This window comes from Pseudomonas sp. M20 (assembly GCF_045037865.1).
Lineage (GTDB): Bacteria > Pseudomonadota > Gammaproteobacteria > Pseudomonadales > Pseudomonadaceae > Aquipseudomonas.
Window position 1 is genome coordinate 5,308,824 of record NZ_CP173611.1, and the last position, 21,953, is coordinate 5,330,776.

18 protein-coding genes and 1 pseudogene are annotated in these 21,953 nt (G+C 60.0%); 5 read left to right on the forward strand and 14 right to left on the reverse strand.

The window, feature by feature from the left end:
- Positions 1 to 90: 90 nt before the first annotated feature.
- The 8 genes from hutH to hutC form a co-directional block, all read right to left on the reverse strand.
- A complete protein-coding gene (gene hutH / locus ACI514_RS23485) occupies positions 91 to 1,614 on the reverse strand; it encodes a histidine ammonia-lyase (RefSeq protein WP_405122470.1) in 1,524 nt (507 codons plus the stop codon).
- A 134-nt stretch (positions 1,615 to 1,748) separates the two neighbouring features.
- Positions 1,749 to 2,579: a glycine betaine/L-proline ABC transporter ATP-binding protein gene (locus ACI514_RS23490; protein WP_405122471.1), complete on the reverse strand. Its 831-nt coding sequence runs from the start codon at positions 2,577 to 2,579 to the stop codon at positions 1,749 to 1,751.
- The gene (locus ACI514_RS23495) at positions 2,576 to 3,427 is read right to left on the reverse strand and encodes a proline/glycine betaine ABC transporter permease (RefSeq protein WP_007949591.1); all 852 of its coding nucleotides are present in this window, start codon (positions 3,425 to 3,427) and stop codon (positions 2,576 to 2,578) included. Before ACI514_RS23495 ends, ACI514_RS23490 begins: the two co-directional genes overlap by 4 nt.
- Before the next feature lie 83 nt (positions 3,428 to 3,510).
- Positions 3,511 to 4,479 carry an ABC transporter substrate-binding protein gene (locus ACI514_RS23500; RefSeq protein WP_405122472.1) on the reverse strand — a complete coding sequence of 323 codons (969 nt, stop codon included), beginning with the start codon at positions 4,477 to 4,479 and terminating at the stop codon, positions 3,511 to 3,513.
- Positions 4,480 to 4,549: 70 nt separating this feature from the next.
- Positions 4,550 to 6,022 (reverse strand): cytosine permease, encoded by a 1,473-nt coding sequence (locus ACI514_RS23505; protein ID WP_095120749.1) that lies wholly within the window; start codon positions 6,020 to 6,022, stop codon positions 4,550 to 4,552.
- Between the two features lie 153 nt (positions 6,023 to 6,175).
- Complete coding sequence (gene hutU, locus ACI514_RS23510; RefSeq protein ID WP_160055040.1) at positions 6,176 to 7,858, reverse strand: urocanate hydratase; 1,683 nt, start codon at positions 7,856 to 7,858, stop codon at positions 6,176 to 6,178.
- Between the two features lie 448 nt (positions 7,859 to 8,306).
- Positions 8,307 to 8,876: a HutD family protein gene (locus tag ACI514_RS23515; protein WP_160055037.1), complete on the reverse strand. Its 570-nt coding sequence runs from the start codon at positions 8,874 to 8,876 to the stop codon at positions 8,307 to 8,309.
- Positions 8,873 to 9,583 carry a histidine utilization repressor gene (gene hutC / locus ACI514_RS23520; RefSeq protein WP_162130175.1) on the reverse strand — a complete coding sequence of 237 codons (711 nt, stop codon included), beginning with the start codon at positions 9,581 to 9,583 and terminating at the stop codon, positions 8,873 to 8,875. The genes ACI514_RS23515 and hutC overlap by 4 nt, the downstream gene beginning before the upstream one ends.
- Positions 9,584 to 9,729: 146 nt before the next feature.
- Between hutC and ACI514_RS23525 the strand changes: the two genes are divergently transcribed.
- Positions 9,730 to 11,094, forward strand: a complete 1,365-nt coding sequence (locus ACI514_RS23525; protein ID WP_405122473.1) for a formimidoylglutamate deiminase — start codon at positions 9,730 to 9,732, stop codon at positions 11,092 to 11,094.
- 119 nt (positions 11,095 to 11,213) lie between these two features.
- On the opposite strand, the gene ACI514_RS23530 is transcribed toward ACI514_RS23525, so the two are convergent.
- Together ACI514_RS23530 and ACI514_RS23535 are read right to left on the reverse strand one after the other, a co-directional pair.
- Complete coding sequence (locus tag ACI514_RS23530) at positions 11,214 to 11,783, reverse strand: lipocalin family protein (RefSeq protein WP_093430049.1); 570 nt, start codon at positions 11,781 to 11,783, stop codon at positions 11,214 to 11,216.
- Between the two features lie 30 nt (positions 11,784 to 11,813).
- Positions 11,814 to 12,068 (reverse strand): hypothetical protein, encoded by a 255-nt coding sequence (locus ACI514_RS23535; RefSeq protein ID WP_003220802.1) that lies wholly within the window; start codon positions 12,066 to 12,068, stop codon positions 11,814 to 11,816.
- Between the two features lie 293 nt (positions 12,069 to 12,361).
- Between ACI514_RS23535 and ACI514_RS23540 the strand changes: the two are divergent.
- The 4 genes and pseudogenes from ACI514_RS23540 to ACI514_RS23555 all read left to right on the forward strand — a co-directional run.
- Positions 12,362 to 13,384 (forward strand): annotated as a pseudogene (locus tag ACI514_RS23540) (cache domain-containing protein); the annotation flags it as partial.
- 93 nt (positions 13,385 to 13,477) lie between these two features.
- On the forward strand, positions 13,478 to 14,242 hold the full coding sequence (locus ACI514_RS23545) for a methyl-accepting chemotaxis protein (RefSeq protein WP_371920137.1): 765 nt from the start codon (positions 13,478 to 13,480) through the stop codon (positions 14,240 to 14,242).
- A gap of 207 nt (positions 14,243 to 14,449) precedes the next feature.
- The gene (locus tag ACI514_RS23550) at positions 14,450 to 14,722 is read left to right on the forward strand and encodes a type II toxin-antitoxin system Phd/YefM family antitoxin (protein WP_127925505.1); all 273 of its coding nucleotides are present in this window, start codon (positions 14,450 to 14,452) and stop codon (positions 14,720 to 14,722) included.
- Positions 14,719 to 15,051: a type II toxin-antitoxin system RelE/ParE family toxin gene (locus tag ACI514_RS23555; RefSeq protein WP_127925504.1), complete on the forward strand. Its 333-nt coding sequence runs from the start codon at positions 14,719 to 14,721 to the stop codon at positions 15,049 to 15,051. Before ACI514_RS23550 ends, ACI514_RS23555 begins: the two co-directional genes overlap by 4 nt.
- A 1-nt stretch (position 15,052) precedes the next feature.
- Here the strand turns inward: ACI514_RS23555 and ACI514_RS23560 are convergent, their stop codons facing one another.
- The 4 genes from ACI514_RS23560 to ACI514_RS23575 all read right to left on the reverse strand — a co-directional run bounded on the left by ACI514_RS23560 (position 15,053) and on the right by ACI514_RS23575 (position 21,865).
- Positions 15,053 to 15,655: a DUF924 family protein gene (locus ACI514_RS23560; RefSeq protein WP_405122474.1), complete on the reverse strand. Its 603-nt coding sequence runs from the start codon at positions 15,653 to 15,655 to the stop codon at positions 15,053 to 15,055.
- A 3-nt stretch (positions 15,656 to 15,658) separates the two neighbouring features.
- Positions 15,659 to 16,669: a class 1 fructose-bisphosphatase gene (locus ACI514_RS23565; protein ID WP_007909265.1), complete on the reverse strand. Its 1,011-nt coding sequence runs from the start codon at positions 16,667 to 16,669 to the stop codon at positions 15,659 to 15,661.
- A gap of 250 nt (positions 16,670 to 16,919) precedes the next feature.
- Entirely contained in the window at positions 16,920 to 18,284 is a 1,365-nt protein-coding gene (locus ACI514_RS23570) for a DUF3999 domain-containing protein (protein WP_405122475.1), read from the reverse strand.
- A complete protein-coding gene (locus ACI514_RS23575) occupies positions 18,281 to 21,865 on the reverse strand; it encodes a DUF2339 domain-containing protein (protein ID WP_405122476.1) in 3,585 nt (1,194 codons plus the stop codon). Before ACI514_RS23575 ends, ACI514_RS23570 begins: the two co-directional genes overlap by 4 nt.
- Between the last annotated feature and the right edge of the window lie 88 nt (positions 21,866 to 21,953).

The following is a 21,953-nucleotide window of genomic DNA, read 5'->3' on the forward strand; positions in this document are numbered from 1 at the left end:
TTAACTCGCCAGACGCTCCGGAGATGTCCGTTGTCCGTCGCGTCTCGCCTTTTGGGGAGTCGCGCCTTGGCACGCTGGCGTGAGTATTGGTCAGTGCAAATTCGGTAAAACGTTGTGCGGCAGATTCGGGTTTTTCAACACGCTCGCAGCGGCAGCGATGTCCGGCGCCAGCCAGCGATCCTGATCGTAGGCCGGGACTTTTTCGCGCAGCAGTCGCCAAGCGACATCGGTGCCAGCGCCAAAGCGCTGTTCCTTGAGAAATTCAAACGCCTGCGCCGCCAGCAGGTATTCGATGGCGAGGATCTGCGTGCAGTTTTCCAACGCGCGATGCAGCTTCAGCGCGGCATTGGTGCCCATGCTCAAATGGTCCTCCTGCAGGCCCGAGGTGATGTAATTGTCGAGCACCGCCGGTTGCGCCAATTGGCGGTTTTCCGCACACAGCGATGCGGCGACGTACTGAACGATCATCATCCCCGAGTTCACCCCCGGATTGGCCACCAGAAACGCCGGCAGACCGCTGACGTGCGGGTTGACCAGACGATCGAGGCGACGCTCGGCAATCGAACCGATTTCGGCCATGGCAATTGCCAGCAAATCCGCCGCCATCGCCACCGATTGGCCGTGGGGGTTGGCCTGTGACATCACCCGGAAATTGTCCGGTGTGCCGAGCAACAGCGGGTTGTCGGTGCAGCCGTTGAGTTCCGCTTCGACCTGCTTGATCGCATGGTCGAGTTGATCACGCGCGGCGCCGTGCACTTGCGGGATCGAGCGGATGCTCAGCGCATCCTGAGTGCGGATGCCTTTGCTCGACGCAATCACTTCACTGCCATCGAGCAAGGCGCGCAGATTTGTGCCGACTTGCTGCATGCCCGGATGTGGTTTCAGCGCGATGATCTCGGCATCGAACGCATCGATCTGACCGCGCTGGGCTTCGAAACTCATCGCGCCGATAACGTCGGCCCACTGCACCAGCCGCGTGGCGTCGGCAATCGCCAGACAGCTGAGGCCGGTCATGCACGGCGTACCGTTGACCAGGCACAAACCGTCCTTCGCACCGAGCTGCACCGCTTGCAAACCTTCTTCGGCCAACGCCTGTTGCGCCGAGATGATCTGCCCGCGATAGCTGACATTACCGACGCCGAGCAACGCGATGCCGATGTGCGCCATGTGCGTCAGGTAGCCTACTGAACCTTGCGACGGCACTTGTGGGGTGATGCCGCGATTGAGCAGTGCCAGGAGCGCTTCGACAACACGGCGATGAATGCCGGACTTGCCGTGGCTGTAGTTGTGAATCGCCGCGCAGATGATCGCGCGGGTCTGCTCGTCGGCAAGCACCGGGCCGACACCGCAGGCATGGCTGAGCAGGGTGTTGCGCGAGAGCTGGCTGAGTTGTTCGTCTTTCAGGGAAACGTTGGACAAACCGCCCAGGCCGGTGTTTACGCCATAGGCGCGCTCGCCGCTTTCGACGATGCGCTGGACGATGGCTTGGGCGTTTTCGATGCGCGCCCAGGTGTCGCTGGACAGCTCGAGTTGAGCGCCGTGACGGGCGACGGCGACCACGTCCTGCCAACGCAGAGGGGCGCCGGTGATAACGATTTTTTCAGCCTGGGACATCTAAAACCTCAACCGTAATATTGATGCAGCTGTGCCGGCCCCTTCGCGAGCAAGCTCGCTCCCACATTGGAATGCAGTTCCCTGTGGGAGCGAGCTTGCTCGCGAAGAGGCCAGCACAGCCAACACAAAACTGCTTAAACCACCGCCGCACGCCGCTGCACGAACCGGTCAACGTACTCATCCGCCGGCGAATGCAGGATCTCTCTCGGCGTGCCGACCTGTATCAACTTCCCGTCCTTGAGAATCGCAATGCGATTGCCGATGCGCACCGCCTCATCCAGGTCGTGAGTGATAAACACGATGGTCTTGTGCAGGGTCTTTTGCAGCTCCAGCAACTGATCCTGCATCTCCGCACGAATCAGCGGATCCAGCGCACTGAACGCCTCATCCATGAGGATGATGTCAGTGTCTGCCGCCAAAGCGCGCGCCAAACCGACACGCTGGCGCATGCCACCGGAGAGCTGGTGCGGGTATTTGTTTTCGTAGCCTTTGAGGCCCACGGTGTTGATCCAGTGCAGCGCACGTTCCGAGCAAATCTGCTTGCTCTCGCCACGCACCTTCAGGCCGTAGGCGACGTTGTCTAGCACGGTCTTGTGCGGCAGCAGGCCGAAGCTCTGGAACACCATGCTGATCTTGTGCCGGCGAAATTCGCGCAGGGCGTCCATGTCGTATTGCAGGATGTCCACGCCGTCGACGAGGATCGCGCCGCTGGTTGGATCGATCAGCCGATTGAAGTGGCGTACCAGCGTCGACTTGCCCGAGCCCGACAGGCCCATGATCACGAAGATCTCGCCGGTGCCGATGCTCAGCGACAGATCGTTCACGCCGACCACGCAACCGGTCTCGCTCAGCACCTGATCCTTGGTCTTGCCCTGGCCGACCATGGCCAGCGCATCCTTGGCGCGGTTGCCGAAAATCTTGAAGACGTTTTTGACTTCGATCTTGCTCACGGTTGCGTTGCTCATTTGCTCACCTCATGCCGTGGCCGACCGTACGCCTGAGTAATGCGGTCGATGACCACTGCGAGAATCACGATCGCCAGACCGGCCTCGAGACCACGTCCAACGTTGAGGGTCTGAATCCCCACCAGCACATCTTCACCCAGGCCACGGGCGCCGATCATCGAGGCGATCACTACCATCGACAGGGCCATCATGGTGGTCTGGTTGATCCCGGCCATGATGCTCGGCAGGGCCAGTGGCAGTTGCACGCCGAACAGTTGCTGCCAGCGGTTGGCGCCGAAAGCATTGATCGCTTCCATCACCTCGCCGTCGACCTGGCGAATGCCCAGATCAGTCAGGCGAATCAGCGGCGGCGCGGCGTAGATCACCGTGGCGAAAATCGCCGGGACCTTGCCCAGACCGAACAGCATCAGCACCGGGATCAGGTACACGAAACTCGGCATGGTCTGCATGATGTCGAGCAGCGGCATCAGCACCGAACGCAGGCGATTGCTGCGCGCCGAGAGAATCCCCAGCGGAATGCCGATCAGCACCGAAATGATCGTCGCGACCATCATCAACGCCAGGGTCTGCATGAGCTTGTCCCACAGGCCAACAGCGCCGACGAGGAACAACAGACCGACGATGACCGCCGTGGTCACCACTTTGCGCGTGGCGTGCCAGGCAACTACACCGACGATCGCCAGCATCAACCACCACGGCGCCGCACGCAGCAGGCCTTCAAGGTTGACGATGGCCCAGAGCAGGGTGTCGGAGATATGGCGGAACACATCACCGTAGTTGGTGACCAGCGAATCGACCCAACCGTTGACCCAGTCGGCGATGGAAAAGGTAAAGCTTTCGGGAAACATAAGCGGCTCTCAATCAGAAATCTCAATCAAGCGTTTACGGCATATCTCCCGGCCAGCCTCACGGTTGACCGGGAGGTATCGACCTACAGCGCCGCGTCGATTTTCTTGGCTGCGTCTGCACTGACCCACGCATGCCAGACCTCAGGATGTTCCTTGAGGAAGATTTTCGCCAGTTTTGGCGACTCGATACGTTCCTTGGCCATGCGGCCCAGGTTCTGGTTCAGCAGGTCGATCGGCAGGTTGACCTTTTCCAGCACGGCGACCAGTTCCGGGGCTTGTTCGTGGAAGGTTTTCGACAGGCCGACCTTGATGCTCACGGTCTTGTCGACGCCCGGTTTTTCTTCGAGTTTGACCAGATCCACCTGCCCCATCAGCGGGGTTGGCGACCAGTAGTAGAACAGGATCGGCTCGCCGCGCTTGTAGCTCGACAGCACCGCTGCATCCAGCGCCGGGCCTGTCCCCGGACGGAAGTTGGTGTAGCTGCTTTCGAGACCGTAGCTTTTCAGCATTTCGCTGTTGTCGAGTTCACAAGTCCAGCCCGCCGGGCAATTGTAGAAACGGCCCTTGGATGGCTCTTCGGCGTCCTTGAACACCGCGGCGTATTTGCCCAGATCCGCGATGTTTTTCAGGTCAGGAGCTTTGGGTTCGAGCTTGCGCTTGGCGTCGCCTTCGATCACGTAACGCGGCACGTACCAGCCTTCCACCGCGCCGACGACCGGAGCGCCGACACCGACAACCTTGCCGGCCTTCTCGGCCTTGTTCCAGACCTCGCTGCGACCCACCCACTCTTCGGCGAACACTTGAATATCGTTGCTGCTCAGGGCGTTTTCCATGGTGATGGAGTTGCCCGGCAGACTGTCGGTCTTGCAGTCGTAACCTTTCTCCAGCACCACTTGCAGCACGTCGGTCAGCAGCATGCCGCTTTCCCAGTTCAGCCCGGCGAACTTCACCGGTTTGCCCGATTCGCACCAGCCAGCAGCTTGGGTCGCACCGGCACTGGCCAGCAGGCCCATGGACAGCAATGTGGTCAGCAGGGTCTTGTTCGATTTCATTGTTGTGACGCTCCTAATCATGAATTGGCTTACGGCAGTCAAGAGGCATCCAGCCCTGTCCACGTCCAAATCAGGCCTGCGCCGCAGCGCGACCGGCCCCGCTTGTTTTAGGTTGTACAACGCTGTTCTGCTCGACCGGCAGAATCAGTTGATCGGGCACCGCGCTGTGCCATTTTTTTGCGCACACGTAGTAGACGACGGCCGGCAGCACCAGGCCGATGATCCAGGAAATATCCACGTCACCGAGGGCAGCCACCAGCGGGCCGGTGTAGAACTTGGTGGAGATGAACGGCAGCTGCACCAGCACACCGAACACATAGACGCTGATACCGAGCAGGTTCCAGCGACCGTAGCGTCCGTTCGGATCGGCCAGTGCCGGCACGTCGTAACGCTCACGGGTGATGCAGTAGTAATCCACCAGGTTGATCGCACTCCACGGTGTGAAGAACGCGAGCAGGAACAGGATGAAAGACTTGAACGCACCGAGGAACGAGTGCTGACCAAGCAGCGCAATCAGGGTCGCTGCGCCAACGATCACCAGCACAAACACCAGACGCTGCATCCGGGTCACCGTCAGATGGCCTTTGAAACCACTGATGATGGTCGCGATGCACATGAAGCTGCCGTAGGAGTTCAGCGTCGAGATGGTCACCTTGCCGAACGCAATGCTGAAGTACAGCAGCGCGGCGGTGGCACCGGTGCCGCCCAGACCGACGATGTAAGCCACCTCATGACCGGCGAACTGGCCGTTGGCCGAAGCCGCAGCAAAGACGCCGAGGATCATCGCCACTTGCGCGCCAACCACTGAACCGGCACCGGCGGCGAAGAAGGTTTTTACCGCCGAAGTATTGCTCGGCAGGTAACGGGAATAGTCAGCCACGTAAGGACCGAATGCGATCTGCCAGGAGGCCGCGAGCGACACTGCGAGGAGGAAACTGCTCCAGCTGAAATGACGGATTTGCAGAAGTGCGCCGACATCGGTCTGGCTCATCAGACGCCAGAACAGGAAGACGAAAGCGATCACGCCAATGACGCTGGCGACACGACCAATCCAGTGGATCACTCGATAACCGAGCACCGTGACCACCACGATAACGCTGGCGAAAATCAAGATGCCGACGCTGTCGCTGACATTGAATAGCTGGCCTAACGCCTGACCGGAAAGCACCGTGCCTGTCGCGGTAAAACCCAGGTACATCAGGCACACCAAGACGATAGGGATCGCCGCACCATAGACGCCAAACTGCACGCGGCTGGAGATCATCTGCGGCAGACCGAGTTTCGGCCCTTGCGCGGCATGCAGCGCCATCACGCCACCGCCGAGCAATTGACCGATCAACAGACCAATCAATGACCAGAACACATCACCGCCCAGCACCACGGCCAAGGCCCCGGTGACGATTGCGGTGATTTGCAGGTTGGCCCCCATCCACAGGGTGAACTGGCTAAACAGACGACCGTGTCTTTCCGCTTCCGGGATGTAGTCGATCGAACGCCTTTCGATCAACGGTTTGTTGCCTGCACGATCGGTGTTGACAGCCATGATTCAACCTCTGTGGATTGTTCCGGGTTTTGTTCTTTTTTGGCTTTTGCTTTTGTAGGAGTGAGCCTGCTCGCGATTGCGGTGGGTCAGTCAGCACATTTGCTGAATGTGCCGGCCTTATCGCGAGCAGGCTCACTCCTACAGGGGAAAGCATTACTTTCCGGTAATCATCGGCAGGTTCAGGCCCTGCTCCTTGGCGCAGTCGATGGCGATCTGGTAACCGGCATCGGCGTGACGCATGACACCGGTGGCCGGGTCGTTGTGCAGCACCCGCGCGATGCGCTCGGCCGCTTCGTCAGTACCGTCGCAGACAATCACCATGCCCGAGTGCTGCGAGAAGCCCATGCCAACGCCGCCGCCGTGGTGCAGGGAAACCCAGGTCGCGCCGCTCGCGGTGTTGAGCAGTGCGTTGAGCAGTGGCCAGTCGGACACGGCGTCGGAGCCATCCTGCATCGATTCGGTTTCACGGTTCGGGCTGGCGACCGAGCCGGAGTCGAGGTGGTCGCGACCGATCACGATTGGCGCCGACAGCTCGCCGCTGCGGACCATTTCGTTGAAGGCCAGGCCGAGCTTGGCGCGCAGGCCCAGGCCGACCCAGCAGATCCGTGCCGGCAGACCCTGGAAGCTGATGCGCTCGCGGGCCATGTCCAGCCAGTTGTGCAGGTGCGCGTCGTCCGGGATCAGCTCTTTGACTTTGGCGTCGGTTTTGTAGATGTCTTGCGGATCGCCCGACAGTGCCGCCCAACGGAACGGGCCGATGCCACGGCAGAACAGCGGACGGATGTAAGCCGGTACGAAACCCGGGAAGTCGAAGGCGTTTTCGACGCCTTCTTCCTGGGCCATCTGACGGATGTTGTTGCCGTAGTCGAAGGTCGGAATGCCTTGCTTCTGGAATTCCAGCATGGCTTTGACGTGCACGGCCATCGACTGCTTGGCGGCTTTGATCACAGCGGCCGGTTCGGTCTTGGCGCGGGCGCGGTATTCGTCCCAGGTCCAGCCGGCGGGCAGGTAGCCGTTGAGCGGGTCGTGGGCGCTGGTCTGGTCGGTGACCATGTCCGGGCGCACACCACGCTTGATCAGTTCCGGGAGGATTTCTGCGGCGTTACCCAGCAGTGCGATGGAGATCGCCTTGCCTTCCTTGGTGTATTTGTCGATGCGCGCCAGGGCGTCGTCGAGGTCTTTGGCTTGCTCGTCGACGTAACGGCTTTTCAGGCGGAAATCGATGCTCACTTGCTGGCATTCGATGTTCAGCGAGCAGGCGCCGGCCAAGGTTGCCGCCAGCGGTTGTGCGCCGCCCATGCCACCGAGGCCGGCGGTCAGGACCCACTTGCCGGTGAGGTTGTCGTTGTAGTGCTGGCGACCCGCTTCGACGAAGGTTTCGTAGGTGCCTTGGACGATGCCCTGGCTGCCGATGTAGATCCAGCTGCCGGCGGTCATCTGGCCGTACATGGCCAGGCCTTTGGCGTCGAGTTCGTTGAAGTGCTCCCAGCTCGCCCAGTGTGGAACGAGGTTGGAGTTGGCGATCAGTACGCGCGGGGCGTTGCTGTGGGTCTTGAACACGCCGACCGGCTTGCCGGATTGCACCAGCAGGGTCTCGTCGTCATTCAGGTTGGTCAGGCTTTCGACGATTTTGTCGTAGCACTCCCAGTTACGCGCGGCGCGACCGATACCACCGTAAACCACCAGTTCTTTCGGGTTCTCGGCGACTTCCGGGTCGAGGTTGTTCATCAGCATGCGCAGCGGCGCTTCGGTCAGCCAGCTCTTGGCGGTCAGCTTGTTGCCGCGCGATGCACGGATTTCGACGTTACGAACCTTAGTAGGCTTATTGTCAGTCACGAAAAAGACTCCTCAGCGATCAATTCAAACCAACCCTGGCAGTGGGCAAGCAGCCTGTGCGCTTCGATGCGCGACAAGCGAATCAGTGGACGCTGCGGAGAGTCTCGAGCGACTCATACGCATACGTCTTTACTTGTACATACAAGCATATGCAATCAAGCGGCCAACTCGTTGGAGGGGTGTTCAAGAAAAATCGCGGGCAGGGCTGGAGAGCGCCTGAATCAAGGGTTCTGGCGTTGATGAAATTTTTCGAGGATATTGATTGAGAGCGTCAGGGACTGTTACTAAAGCGAGGTTTTGCGCCACGCTGGGGCGTTCGGTAACAAGTTGGTGCGTGGGTTGGGAACACCCAAAAAACAAAGATCGCAGCCTTCGGCAGCTCCTACAGGGCGTACATCAATCCCATTGTAGGAGCTGCCGAAGGCTGCGATCTTTTAAGATTTTTCAATCAGCGGGCAGTCAGCTCAATGACACAGCAACCCGCATCAACGGACACTTCAACCAAGCCCTTGTTACCGTCCAGTTGCAGGCAATCATGGCGACCGAGTTGCGAAACGGCGTCACCAACCTGCACTTCCAGCAACTCACTGACACTGAACACCAGCACCGTCCCCGCCGAGCTGAAAAGCCGCTGTTCACCTTCAAGCCACTGCAACCGCGCGCTGTACCGCTGCGGCGCGTAGATAAGGTTGAAGTCGCGAATCGCGCCACCAAGTAAAGTGCACGAGACCTGGCTTTCCCCGCTGAAGGCAAACGGGTCGAGCGGTAACAGCGGCCGCGTATCGTCGCCATCAACGCATAGGGTCATGCCGTCACCCTGCAATACCGTAATCACTCGCTGGTAACCGGCGAAGGTCGAGAAGCCGCCGGACTCGGCGATGTCGGCAATCGACAGGCGCCAGCCGAAACCATCCAACCCTGCACCGGCATCACGGGTGATTTCTTCAGTGCTGCCGCCGCCGTTTTTCCACGGCATGCGCGGGTAGCCTTCAGCGCGTAAAACCTTCACCTGACTCATTTATGAAAGCGCCCTTCCAGACGATGACGAGAACCCGGATGAATCAAACGTGCAGCCGTCACCGGCTGACGCCCCGACCACGTGCGGCGACGAATCAACAAGCACGGCTCGCCTTTTTCAATCTGCAGCAACTTGCACTCGGAAGACTCGGCGAGGATCGCTTCAACCACGTGCTCGCCCTCAGTCAGCGGCGCCACCTGATTGAGATACGCGTAAGGCGTTTGCAGGGTGAAGTCCTGCTTGAGGTATTCCGGGGCGACCAGCGCGTTGACGAAACGGTCTTCGATTTGCACCGGAATGTCGTTTTCGTAATGCACGATCAGCGAGTGAAACACCTTTTGCCCTTCACGCATGTCCAGCGCCAGTGCGCGCTCGGAACCGGCGGCCTCTTCTTCGAGGGTAATGACCTGGCAGGTGTGGCGATGGCCACGGGAGGCGATTTCGTCGGCGATGTTGTGCACTTCGAACAACGCAGACTGGCTCTTCGGTTCGGCGACGAACGTGCCGACACCTTGCATGCGCACCAACAGGCCATCGGCAGTCATCTCGCGCAGCGCGCGGTTGATGGTCATGCGGCTGAAGCCGAGTTGATTGACCAGCTCGCTCTCGGACGGCACACGGTAGTGCGGCGGCCAGTTTCCGCTGTCGATCTGCTGGGTAATCATCTGTTTGACGCGGGCGTACAAGGGCGCCGGACTGTCGCCCATGTTCGCGGCCAACGGGGAGACTGGAGGCGGAGTCGGCACGGTTGATCCCTGTTCATTGGATGAAGGTTGCTAGCTTGCCGGAGTTTACCGGGCAGGCAAACGTCTGTATATGTATATACAAATAACACACGATGGGGTGCTGAACCATGTCCGCCTTCTTTGCCGAACGCGCACTGCTGCCTAACGGATGGGCCAACAATGTACGTCTTGAAGTCAGCGCCGATGGCCTGCTCACCCAAATCCAGGCCGATTCCACCGCAGATGGCGCCGAACGGCTGAGCGGCCCATTGCTGCCGGGCATGCCCAATCTGCACTCCCACGCCTTCCAGCGCGCGATGGCGGGACTGGCCGAAGTGGCCGGTAATCCGAACGACAGTTTCTGGACGTGGCGTGATCTGATGTATCGGCTCGTCGGAAAAATCAGCCCGGATCAGCTCGGCGTGATTGCCCGGCAGCTGTACATCGAAATGCTCAAGGCCGGTTACACATCGGTGGCCGAATTTCATTACGTGCATCACGACAGCAATGGTCAGCCTTATGCCGATCCCGCTGAGCTGGCGTTGCGCATCAGTCAGGCGGCGAGTGAAAGCGGCATCGGTCTGACCCTGCTGCCGGTGCTCTACAGCCACTCTGGTTTTGGCGGGCAGACGCCGAATGACGGCCAGCGCCGCTTCATCAACAGCACCGAAAATTACCTGAATCTGCAATCGCGCTTGCAGCCAATGCTGGCGCAGCAAAAGGCGCAATCGCTGGGCCTGTGCTTCCACTCCTTGCGCGCGGTGACGCCACAGCAGATCAGCGAAGTATTGGCCGCCAGCGACAAACAATGTCCGGTGCACATCCACATCGCCGAACAGCAGAAGGAAGTCGACGACTGCCTGAGCTGGAGCGGTCGGCGTCCGCTGCAATGGCTGTATGAAAATGCCGAAGTCGATCAGCGCTGGTGCCTGGTCCACGCCACTCACGCCAACCCTGAAGAAGTCACGCTGATGGCCAAAAGTCGCGCCATCGCCGGCCTGTGCCTTACCACCGAAGCGAACCTGGGCGACGGGATTTTCCCGGCGGTGGATTTCCTCGCCCAGAGCGGACGCATGGGCATCGGTTCCGACAGCCATGTGTCGCTGAGCGTGGTGGAGGAATTGCGTTGGCTGGAATATGGTCAGCGCCTGCGTGATCAGCGGCGTAACCGTTTGTACGGTGCAGATCAGCCGATGGTCGGGCGCACGCTGTATGACGCGGCGCTGGATGGCGGTGCGCAGGCATTGGGGCAGCCGATCGGGGCGCTGGAAGTGGGCAAGCGGGCGGACTGGATCGTGCTCGATGGCAACGATCCGTATCTGGCGACGGCCACGGGTGACGGGATTTTGAATCGCTGGTTGTTTGCCGGTGGCGATCGTCAGGTGCGCGATGTGCTGGTCAACGGCCAGTGGGTTGTGCGTGATGGGCGGCATGCTGGCGAAGAGGACAGTGCTCGCGCCTTCACCCAGGTCCTGCGTGACCTCCTAGGCTGACGCATAACCCAATGTAGGAGTGAGCCTGCTCGCGATAGCAGCGTGTCAGTCACTTATTTGTGCTCTGACACAACGCTATCGCGAGCAGGCTCACTCCTACATTGGTTTTGTGGTGTTCTTTAGTTTGAAGTCTTGGCCATCTGCCGATCCGACGCCCGCCAGATCAAGCGCGTGGTGTCATAGCCCTGCTGACGCGCCTTGCTCAGCAGTTCTTCACGCACCACACCGTTGACGGTCGGCGTGCGTGACAGCAGCCACATGTACTTGCGACTCGGGTCGCCGACGATGGCGGTCTTGTAGTCATCGCTGACGTACAGCACCCAGTATTCGCCTTTCGCCACACCCGGAATCAGGCGCGAGAACCAGGTATCGAATTCGACCCAGAGCTTGTCGGTCTTGCCCGGCACCTGTGGATAGGCCGTGCCCTTGGCCTCTTCCCACTGCCAGTCCGGCGTCAGGCAGCGATTGAGCACCGCGACATTGCCGTCAGGCTTGAGGGTGTAATGCGCTTCGGACTGCGCGCAATTGCGCTGGAAATACATCGGCAAGCGCGCCAGTTCATACCAGGTGCCCTGATAGCGCTTGAGATTGACGCTGTTGACGGTTTTCGGCGCCAACGGGTCGACGCCGGAAGTGGCGCAGCCGGCCAGTACCAGGCCGGCAAAAAGGATCAGCAATAACCGCTTCATTTTTCTTCTCCGTGGGCGCGAAGCCCCGGTTTACTTCAGGCCTTGGCCGGAAAACATCAGCACTTTGTCACCGGCGTACTGCACGCTGATAAAGCTGTTCTTGTCGCCCCAGGTGCAACTGGACATGCCGAGCGCGCCCGAGCAATCGGTGGGCTTGCCGAGCAGCGTCTCGACTTCGGCCTTGGCCATACCGGCCGAGAGCTTCGAATAGTTTTCCTGATTGACCTTGCTGCATGCGGCCAGCAGCACGCAAAACGTCAGAAGGGCGATAGATCGCAGCGACATGGTGTAACTCCTGGAACGAGGGGGGATGGCATGGTGCCAACCAGAAGCTTAGAAGAGAAAACCCTCATCTGGTTCCGTGGGCGAACGGCTATTTATTAGCCCGCCCGTCTGGCATTTGCCGATAAATCAGACACTTTGTAGGGCTATTGAGCATTTCGTCGCCTTTCGCCAAAGACGCCTAATCTTTGGCGCGCCGCGGTCGAAATAAGAGCAGCGCAAAGCCCCCGAGTGTGGCAAATTGCCGCCCTTTCTTGACCAGCCCCTTCGCGGTAGTTCATTCGATGACCAGAAACATGAAATTCAGCCATAAGATCTTGTTGGCTGCCGCCCTTGTGGTGGCCGTTGCATTCGCCTGTTTCATTTTCTTCAACGACTATCGACAGCGCGAAGCCCTGAGCACAAGCACCGAAGCCTCGATGCAAGAGCTGGGCAGCCTGACCACCAGCAACATCAAGACCTGGCTGGAAAGCCGCATTCAGTTGCTGCAATCGTTGTCGCAGCAAGTCGCCGTCGACGGTAACGCTCCCGCCAGCCTGAAACGCATCATCGACCTGCCCGCCTATACCGGCAATTTCCAGCTCAGCTACTTCGGTGGCGCCGACGGCGTGATGTTTTCGGTGCCAGCCGGCAACCGCGCCCCGGACTACGACCCGCGCGCACGCGGTTGGTACAAAGCGGCCAACAGCGCACAGCAGACCATCGTCACCGAACCGTACATCGCCGCGTCCTCGGGCAAACTGGTGATCACCGTTGCCACGCCAGTGCAGCGCCAAGGCCAGATGCTTGGCGTCGCCGGTGCCGACATCGACCTGACCAGCGTCAGCGCGATCATCAACTCGCTGAACTTCGGCGGCCACGGCCACGCGTTCATCGTCAGCAGCGAGGGCAAGATCCTGATCCACCCGGACAGCAAACTGGTACTCAAGACTCTCGCCGAGGCCTACCCGAACGGCGCGCCGAAAGTCAGCCCGGGCTTGAAAGAAGTCGAGTTCGACGGCAAGACTCAGTTGATCTCCTTCACCCGCGTCAACGGCGTGCCGTCGGCCGACTGGTACGTGGCGCTGGTGCTCGATAAAGACACCGCGTTCGCCATGCTCAGCGAATTCCGCACCTCGGCACTGATCGCCATGATCATCGCGGTGGTGATCATCATCGCCCTGCTCGGCATGCTCATCCGCGTGCTGATGCAACCGCTACTGACCATGGGCCGCGCGATGCACGACATCGCCGAAGGTGAAGGCGACTTGACCAAACGTCTGGTGATCCATGGCAACGACGAGTTCGGCGCACTGGGCACCTCGTTCAACCGCTTCGTCGAACGTATCCACACCTCGATCCGCGAAGTGTCTTCGGCCACCGGCCAGGTCAACGAAGTCGCCCTGCGCGTGGTCGCGGCATCGAACTCGTCGATGTACAACTCCGACCAGCAAGCCAGCCGCACCAACAGCGTCGCCGCCGCGATCAACCAACTCGGTGCCGCCGCGCAGGAAATCGCCCAGAACGCCGCCCTCGCCTCGCAGCATTCCAGCGACGCGCGCAGCCTTGCGGTCGACGGTCAGCAGGTGGTGGATAAAACCATCCAGGCCATGCAGCAGCTGTCGGCGAAGATCAGCGATTCCTGCGGCAACATCGAGACCCTGAACAGCAACACGGTGAACATCGGCCAGATTCTCGAAGTGATCACCAGCATTTCCCAGCAGACCAACCTGCTCGCGCTCAACGCCGCGATCGAAGCGGCACGAGCCGGTGAAGCCGGTCGTGGTTTCGCTGTGGTCGCCGATGAAGTGCGTAACCTCGCGCACCGCACTCAGGATTCGGCGCAGCAAGTGCAGAAGATGATCGAAGAGCTGCAAGTCGGCGCGCGTCAGGCGGTCAGCATCATGACCGAGAGCCAGCGCGAGAGCGAAAGCAGCGTCGGCATCGCCAATCAGGCCGGCGAGCGTCTGGGCAGCGTGACTCAGCGTATCGGCGAGATCGACGGGATGAACCAGTCGGTGGCCACTGCGACTGAAGAGCAGACGGCAGTGGTTGAGTCGATCAATGTCGATATCAACGAGATCAACACGCTGAACCAGGAAGGTGTGGAGAACTTGCAGGCGACGTTGCGCGCGTGCTCGGATCTGGAGCAGCAGGCGGCGCGGTTGAAGCAACTGGTGGGTAGTTTCCGCATTTAAGCGGCGCTGCTTTTGGCGCCTTCGCGAGCAAGCTCGGCCCTACAATGGTTCTGTATGGTTCACAGATATCCTGGGGGAGCGGACTTGCCTGCGATGGCGGCATCAGCAACGAAAGAATTTGGAATTGAAACACGCTCGTCTGCTCGAACTGACGCTGGACTGAATTAAGACTAAACTCAGTCCCATTCAATTTAGCGGGGCTCAACCATGAAGCTTTCATCGCAAATCAAACCCATCAGTTACCTGAAAAGTCACACAGCCGAAATCGTCAAATCAATCACAGAAAGCCGCGAGCCTCTGGTAATCACTCAAAACGGTGAAGCCAAGCTAGTGGTGATGGATGTGAAAAGCTTTGAAGAGCAAGAAGGCACGATGGCCTTGTTGAAACTGTTGGCGATGGGTAATCGGGAGATTGAGGAAGGCAAGTTCAGTGATGCTGAAGATGTCTTTGCCGATTTGGACAAGGCCGATCATCAATGAGTTTAAAGGTCGTTATTCTCCAGTCCGCACAAGCAGATCTCAAAGAACTTCGCTCCTACCTCGTCAGACAGTTCTCATTTCAAATTTGGCAAAGCACTTATGCCGATCTCAAGACTGCGATTCTCGGCCTCGCAGATCTGCCTTATTCAGGATCAATCCCCGAAGAAATCGAGAAGCTCAATCTCGGCCAATACCGCCAGATTGTTTTGGGAAGGAACCGGATTATTTATGAGGTGCGAGAAAAAACGGTTTTCATCCATATCATTGTCGATACGCGAAAAAGCCTACCGGCACTGTTGATGAAACGGCTTCTACGAGGCAATCCTTGATTTAGAACCGTGATCCAGGCTGATCGAGAAATACCAACTCCTCAGCCGTAGACTCCCGCCCCAACACCGCATTGCGATGCGGAAACCGGCCAAACCGCGCGATCACTTTCTGATGCCGCTCGGCATAATCCAGGTTGTCGGCAAACACCGCCCGCTCCGCTTCCGGCTGTTCAGCCACCAGTTCAATAAATCGGGAAACGGCTTCGTTCTGCACCGCGAGGTTTTCGCAGTGTTCGAACACCAGATAAATAAACACACGCTGAATCGGTTTCAACTGCCGATCGAAATCCGCGGCAATGCCTTGGGCGACGAGTTTCTGCGCGCGCAGATCGCCGGAGAATGCTTTGGGGGTATCGCGAAAGATCATTCGCGGCAGTTGATCGAGCAGGAGCACCACCGCCAGCCAACCCTCGGGACGTTGCGGCCACTCGGTCAATTCGCCGGCCAGGGCCTGATCGACAAAGACCCCGAAACGCGTCTGCGCTTCGAGGTCTTGGCTGTCTCGTTTACCGAACCACAACTTGCCCTTGTCAGCCGCTATCTCATCCGGGGATTCGGCTTGTCCGAACCACCAATCGAGCAACGGCTGCCAGGGCGCGGTCATGGTTTATTCCTTGTGGTAGGCCGTAGCGCGTGCGACTTCTTCTTTCGAGCCGAGGAACACCGCTACGCGCTGGTGCAGGCCTTCTGGTTGAATGTCGAGGATGCGCTGGTGACCGTCGGTGGACGCGCCGCCCGCTTGTTCCACCAGGAACGACATCGGGTTGGCTTCGTACATCAGACGCAGTTTGCCTGGCTTGGAAGGCTCACGGCTGTCGCGCGGGTACATGAACAGACCGCCGCGGGTCAGGATGCGGTGTACGTCGGCAACCATCGCCGCGACCCAACGCATGTTGTAGTTCTTTTTCAGCGGACCTTCTTCACCGGCCAGCAGCTCGCCGACGTAGCGTTGTACCGGGGCTTCCCAGTGACGCTGGTTGGACATGTTGATGGCGAATTCCTGGGTCGACTCAGGAATGGTGATGTCTTCGTGGGTCAGCACGAAGCTGCCCATTTCACGATCGAGGGTGAAGCCCTTCACGCCGTCGCCCAAGGTCAGTACCAGCATGGTTTGCGGGCCGTAGATCGCGTAACCGGCGGCAACTTGCTGAGTGCCTGGCTGCAGGAACGCTTTCTCGTTCAGCGGCTCGTTCTGGCTCAGGTATTCGTTCGGGCAACGCAGTACCGAGAAGATGGTGCCGACCGGAGCGTTGATGTCGATGTTCGACGAGCCGTCCAGTGGGTCGAATACCAGCAGGTACGCGCCTTTCGGGTATTTGCCCGGGATCTGGTAGGCATTGTCCATTTCTTCGGACGCCATGCCGGCCAGGTGACCGCCCCATTCGTTGGCTTCGAGCAGGATCTCGTTGGAGATCACGTCGAGCTTCTTTTGCACTTCGCCTTGGACGTTTTCAGTGCCCATGCTGCCCAGAACACCACCCAGGGCGCCTTTGGACACGGCGTGGCTGATTTCTTTGCAAGCACGCGCCACCACTTCGATCAGGAAACGCAGATCGGCAGGAGTGTTATTGCTGCGGGTCTGCTCAATCAAATAGCGACTCAGGGTAACGCGGGACATGGACGGCTCCGGTGGAATGGGGGGCTAAAAACCCGCGCAGTTTACAGGGAGTCTGAAAACGTAGCGAGCGAAGACGCCCGGTAACGTGCGTTGGGGTGTAATTGCCTGCATGAGACGTGATTGTCGGTGGAGAGTTCAGGTAGCGGGTTTAGCGTAGTCCGAAATCGGACGGGTGTGGCTGGGGGTTAATTGATCAGTTCGGAATATGTATTGGCTGAAACGCCGCTTTCGCGAGCAGCGCCAGCCATTCTCAGGTGTTAGTTGGAGGCTTGCGCAACAAGCTAAACGCCATCGCCCCAAGGAAAACCACGCTCAATAACAACACCGCCCACAACCCGATCTTTTTCCAGTTGGTCTCAGCCACCGCCGCCGTGGTCGCCGTGGAAGTCTGCGTAGCCACCACCTCTCCCTGAACCGCAGCCTTACTCAACGCCGCCAGTTTCTCCGGTTTGAAATCCGGAATCAGCGTCGCCAACGGCAGATTCGCTGTCTTCACACTCGGATTGCCCAACGCCAGACTGTACGGCCCCTCCCCGCGCGCGAGGAAAATCACCTGCGTCGCTCGCACCGCGTACTTCACGCTTGGCGCCTGCTCACCCAGACCACCGCCACGCTCATCCACCGTCAGCTTCAACTGCTGCACGGTTTGCCCGTAAAGCTGCAATTCGTTCTGCACCACGTCCTGACCATTCTGGGTCAGGCGATAGAGCAACCCGCTGCTCAGCTCCTGCCAAGGCAAGCTGCTTTCGCGGCGTCCCGCCAATGTCACCGGCGCCAGACTGTTCGGTTGTTTGATTTCGACCTGCACCCGCTCGACATTCAGCCCCATCGGCAATTGCCAGGTGTACTCGCCGACCTTGGCACTGCTGCCGGCCAATGCCTGCGACCAGACCAACGGCAGCGGAACATTGCGCGGATCACTGCTTTTCAATTGTGCCGCCGTCAGGATCGGCGCCGAGTTCGGCGATTCCCACAGCAACCGCACATAGCGCGCCGATTGCCCCGGCAACGTCACCTCATGCTGCTCGATGCGCTCATCGGAAAAGGTCAGCCGTGCCACCTGCCCTTCGCCCCAGGCTTGCCAATGTTGCAGGTCGTCGCTGGCTTCGATGCTGAAGCGCTGGAAGCCGTCGCGCTCGCTGGTCCAGTCGAGGATCAACTGCTGCAACGGCGCCTTGATCGCGCTGGCATCGAGCAGCCAGCCACGCAGCACTTCTTCACCCGCCTCCAACTGGCTGGACGGTTGCACTTCGACCAGCGTGCCGCTGGTCGTCGATTGCACGCGCACATTCGGCGCGCGCTCGCTGGCGTCGGCGGCGTTGTACAGCGGGAACCACTTCACCTCGTGCAACTGACCGTCGTCGCGGGTCTGTGCCGATTCGCGTGCCAAGGCGTAAGCCTGCGGTTCGCCGGCGGCGTTGAACACACGCAGATCACTGAGATCGGTCTGGCGTGCCTGCAATTGCACGCTCAACGGCAACTCGAGGCGATACCAAGGGCCATTGCCTGTGACTGACAGCGGCACCTGCGTGGCGAAGTCCGCCGGTTTTTCCTGGGCACCGGCCACCATCACCACGCCCAACGCCAACCAACCCAGATTCAGCATGCGACTCAAGATGAAACTCCTTCGGTGTCCGGGATCGGTTTGTCCGCCGCCGGCTCAGCTTCAGCGCGTTTGGGCGGCAGCGGTGCGAAATAACCGACCACCAGCAGTAACACGCCAACGCCGATAAACGAGACGATCCGGGCGAGGCCACCACGGTTGCTCAATTCGACAAAAATCAGTTTGGCCACCACCAGCGCAATCAACGCCGCGCCGATCAGCCACACTTCGCGACGATGACGCAGATGCCCGCCGATCATCAGCCCGAGCGCCATCAGCGTCCAGACGATCGACAATCCGGCCTGCACCAACATTGAGGCGAGCAGCGTATCCAGCTCAAACGGGATGCCCGCCCAATGGTGCGCGGCGCGGGTGACCAGCGCCGTGCAGAAGGCGAACAGCGAAACCCCGGCGATCAATTGCGTCGCGTATTCGGCGTAGTCCTGACGAATCGACAGCTGCGAAACCGCACTGCGCGACCAGACATAAACACCGAACAGCGCGAACAGCAGACCCAACTCCAGCGGATTGAGCAGCGGCACGTACGGCAACGGCTCGGCATTGCCATCGCTGACACCATTGGCCAGCCAGAACCATGCGAGCATCAACACCGCCAGCGGCGCAGCGGCGTACAAACGGTACTCGCGAGGGAATGCCGCCACCGGCCACGGCCAACTGCGCGGTACTGCCGCCAGCAGCAGATAAAGGCTCGGCAGAATCGCCCAACCGAGCCAGCGCCAAGCGTTGTATTGCTCGGACAACAGCAGCAGGCCGTAGCGCAACTCCAGCGCCAGCACGCCGATCAGCAGCCAGCAGCCGAGTACATGTGCCGCACTCAAGGCGCGCGCCGGCAGCATCGGCGCCAAGCGTCGCAGACTGAAGAAGTGCACGGCAAACACCGCCGCCCACGCCAGCCAACCGAAATCGGCCGCTGGGTGATAACGCGAATGCCAGGCAGCGAGCAACACCAGACCTGCTGCCGGAATCAGCAAGGTACAGAGCAAGCCCAGCGCCGGCCATTTCAACCGCAACGACAGCAGCGTCCACACCGCCACGCTGACGGCTGCAACCAACAGCAGCAACGTGCCTTGCAGATTCGGAGCAGCAAAACGCAGCACCTCGCTGACCCACGCCAACGCCCACCAGCCGGCGCCCCACACCAGCAATACTTCGGACAACCGCTGCAAACTCAACGCATCGAATGCCGAGGCGTGATTGCCCAGTTGCAGGCGCCACGCACCGATCATCGCGGCCAGGCCCAACACCAGCGGCGTCCAGAATCCGCCATCGGCCAAAGGCTTCAGACCTTCGCTGGACAACGGTCCAAGCAACTTGGGGCCGGCCAGCAAAAACGCCGCACCGCCAATCACCTGCAACAGCAGACCAAAGACAAAACTTACGCGTTGCTTGAGGTACAGGCTCAACCAGATAATCAGCAAACCACTCGCTGCCCACACCGCACTCGCAGTCTGCCACGGCAGCACAAACAGCACTGCCAGATTGATCAGCACCAGACCGGCCAACAGCACCACCGACAAACCGCGCAGCAGACGCACATCACCGCGCACCATTTCATCGCGAGCCGCCAACAGCATGCCAGCGATCAACGCCAGACCAATCAACGACGCACTGAGCAAGCCGCTCCAACCGGCGCTGAACACTGCGGCGGAATCTTCCCCTGCACCTTGCAGACGCAGCAGGAACAACGCGCCACCGAGTAGCTGCACGGCAAATGCGCTGAACAGGAACGTACGCGACTGAATCCGCAGACCGACAAACAGCGTCACCAAACCGGCCAACGCCCAACTGATCGCCGTGGCCTGGACGAAGAAGAACAGTGGCGCGAGCAGATAGAGGAACGTCAAACCCAGACACGCCAGCACCGGCAGACCTTGGCGTTCCCAAGGTGATGCCTGTTCCGGCGCGGCCTTACGCAGTTGATGGAAGCTGAACAACAAAGCAATCCCGAGCATCAACGCACCCAACGGTGCACCGTCAAGCAGACTGCTTTCGCCAACCCGCAACTGACTGAGGAAGGCTAACGCGGAACCCAATTGCAGCAACAAGGCAAAGGCCCGGGCAAACGGCCGATGCTGACGCAAGCCGAGCCAGAAAATCCCCGCACCTTCCACCGCCCATGCCGCCGAGGTCCAGCGCGCATCCAGCCCCAGCGGGATCGCCAGACTGGCAAAAATCACTCCGAGCGCCAGACAGGTTTCACCCAGCAGCACCGCGCGCCCGCCCATCAACACCTTGGCGAGCGCCATGTAGATCATGCCCAACGCCAGCGCACTGAACGCCGCAGCAAACTCCAGATGCTGCACCAGCGCAAACTGCAAACCGAAGCCAATGATCGGCGGACCGAACAGCATCGTCCCATCGACATAATCGCCCTTGCGCGCCGACCAGTGCAGCAGCGCCTCGCGATCGCTTTCCGCCGGCGCATCTGGCATATCGAGCAACTTGCGCCGCGCGAACAACAGACCGATGGCGAGGTACATCAGGAAAAACAGAATCAGGAACGGCTCGGTACTCCACAACAGCTCCGGCGCATAAGAGCGCAAGCCCCAGGCGAAACCGATGCCGAAGGTGCCGACGAAGCCGATCAGGTTGAGCAGACGCCAGGCCTTGAACCAGGCGATGGCGAGAATGCCAGCGTTGAGCAACGCGAAATAACTGAATAGCGCGACGTGGTTGCCGGCGCCGGTCGAGGTCAGGATCGGCGCGGCGAAACCGCCCAATGCCGCCGCAGCCGCCAACCCTAAAGCATCCTGAGTGATGGCGAGGATCGCCGAGAAAACGGTGACCGCCACCAGCAGGCCGAGCGCGGCCGATGGATCAAGCAACGGATGCAGACGCATCGCCGCAAACACCGTCAGGTACAGCACCGCGATCCCGGTACCTTGCAGCATCAACGCGTAATTACTGTTGCGCCGGCGCAGCCACCAGCCCAGCGCGAGCAAGCCCAACGCCGCCGCCGCGACGCCGGCGTAACGCAACTCGATCGGCACGACCATGCCTTCGGTGGCGTAGCGCAGCAGGAACGCCAGACCGAAGAACAGCAACACCACGCCGACTCGCAGCACGGTGTTGCCACCGAACAGCCAGTTACGCGCAGCACTGATGCCGCGTTCGATCAGGTTCGGACCACGAGGTTCGGCGGGTTTTGACGGTTCGGGCGTGACGGCGTCGAGGCGCCACACATCAGCGGGCAGCGGTTGGCTGGTCTCGCTGGCGACGGCGGAAATCGGTTCGAGTTCGGGCGGTAGCTCCCAGACCAGTTCAGGGGCCGGGGCTTGTTCGGCGGCTTTGACCGTTTCTACGATTGGCTCGGTAACGGGCGGCGTACTCGGTGATGACGCGGCACGAACCGGTGCACCTTCGAGCAGAAACAGACGCTGTTCGACGCCCTGCAAAGCGACCTTCGCCTGCTCAAGTTGACGTTGCTGCTCCATAGCCTGCGAGCCTAGCCGCGCGATGCGGATCGTCTGCCCGAATGCCAGCCCCAGCAACGCGCCTAATAGCGCATCACTGAACGACTCGTCGAGCAGCCAGCCGAGCACCAGCCCGATCAACATGAACATCCATTGCATGGTCGATATCCCTAAGCGCGAAGGCTAATCCGGGAAGATTAGCGCAGCCTGACCCAAAAAGATCGCAGCCTGCGGAAGCTCCTACAGG

Excerpts from the sequence above, each read along its gene's own strand:
- hutH (WP_405122470.1), bottom strand. The coding sequence starts at position 1,614 with ATGTCCCAGGCTGAAAAAATCGTTATCACCGGCGCCCCTCTGCGTTGG.
- ACI514_RS23490 (WP_405122471.1), bottom strand. The coding sequence starts at position 2,579 with ATGAGCAACGCAACCGTGAGCAAGATCGAAGTCAAAAACGTCTTCAAG.
- ACI514_RS23495 (WP_007949591.1), bottom strand. The coding sequence starts at position 3,427 with ATGTTTCCCGAAAGCTTTACCTTTTCCATCGCCGACTGGGTCAACGGT.
- ACI514_RS23500 (WP_405122472.1), bottom strand. The coding sequence starts at position 4,479 with ATGAAATCGAACAAGACCCTGCTGACCACATTGCTGTCCATGGGCCTG.
- ACI514_RS23505 (WP_095120749.1), bottom strand. The coding sequence starts at position 6,022 with ATGGCTGTCAACACCGATCGTGCAGGCAACAAACCGTTGATCGAAAGG.
- ACI514_RS23515 (WP_160055037.1), bottom strand. The coding sequence starts at position 8,876 with ATGAGTCAGGTGAAGGTTTTACGCGCTGAAGGCTACCCGCGCATGCCG.
- hutC (WP_162130175.1), bottom strand. The coding sequence starts at position 9,583 with ATGGGCGACAGTCCGGCGCCCTTGTACGCCCGCGTCAAACAGATGATT.
- ACI514_RS23525 (WP_405122473.1), top strand. The coding sequence starts at position 9,730 with ATGTCCGCCTTCTTTGCCGAACGCGCACTGCTGCCTAACGGATGGGCC.
- ACI514_RS23530 (WP_093430049.1), bottom strand. The coding sequence starts at position 11,783 with ATGAAGCGGTTATTGCTGATCCTTTTTGCCGGCCTGGTACTGGCCGGC.
- ACI514_RS23535 (WP_003220802.1), bottom strand. The coding sequence starts at position 12,068 with ATGTCGCTGCGATCTATCGCCCTTCTGACGTTTTGCGTGCTGCTGGCC.
- ACI514_RS23545 (WP_371920137.1), top strand. The coding sequence starts at position 13,478 with ATGTACAACTCCGACCAGCAAGCCAGCCGCACCAACAGCGTCGCCGCC.
- ACI514_RS23550 (WP_127925505.1), top strand. The coding sequence starts at position 14,450 with ATGAAGCTTTCATCGCAAATCAAACCCATCAGTTACCTGAAAAGTCAC.
- ACI514_RS23555 (WP_127925504.1), top strand. The coding sequence starts at position 14,719 with ATGAGTTTAAAGGTCGTTATTCTCCAGTCCGCACAAGCAGATCTCAAA.
- ACI514_RS23560 (WP_405122474.1), bottom strand. The coding sequence starts at position 15,655 with ATGACCGCGCCCTGGCAGCCGTTGCTCGATTGGTGGTTCGGACAAGCC.
- ACI514_RS23565 (WP_007909265.1), bottom strand. The coding sequence starts at position 16,669 with ATGTCCCGCGTTACCCTGAGTCGCTATTTGATTGAGCAGACCCGCAGC.
- ACI514_RS23575 (WP_405122476.1), bottom strand. The coding sequence starts at position 21,865 with ATGCAATGGATGTTCATGTTGATCGGGCTGGTGCTCGGCTGGCTGCTC.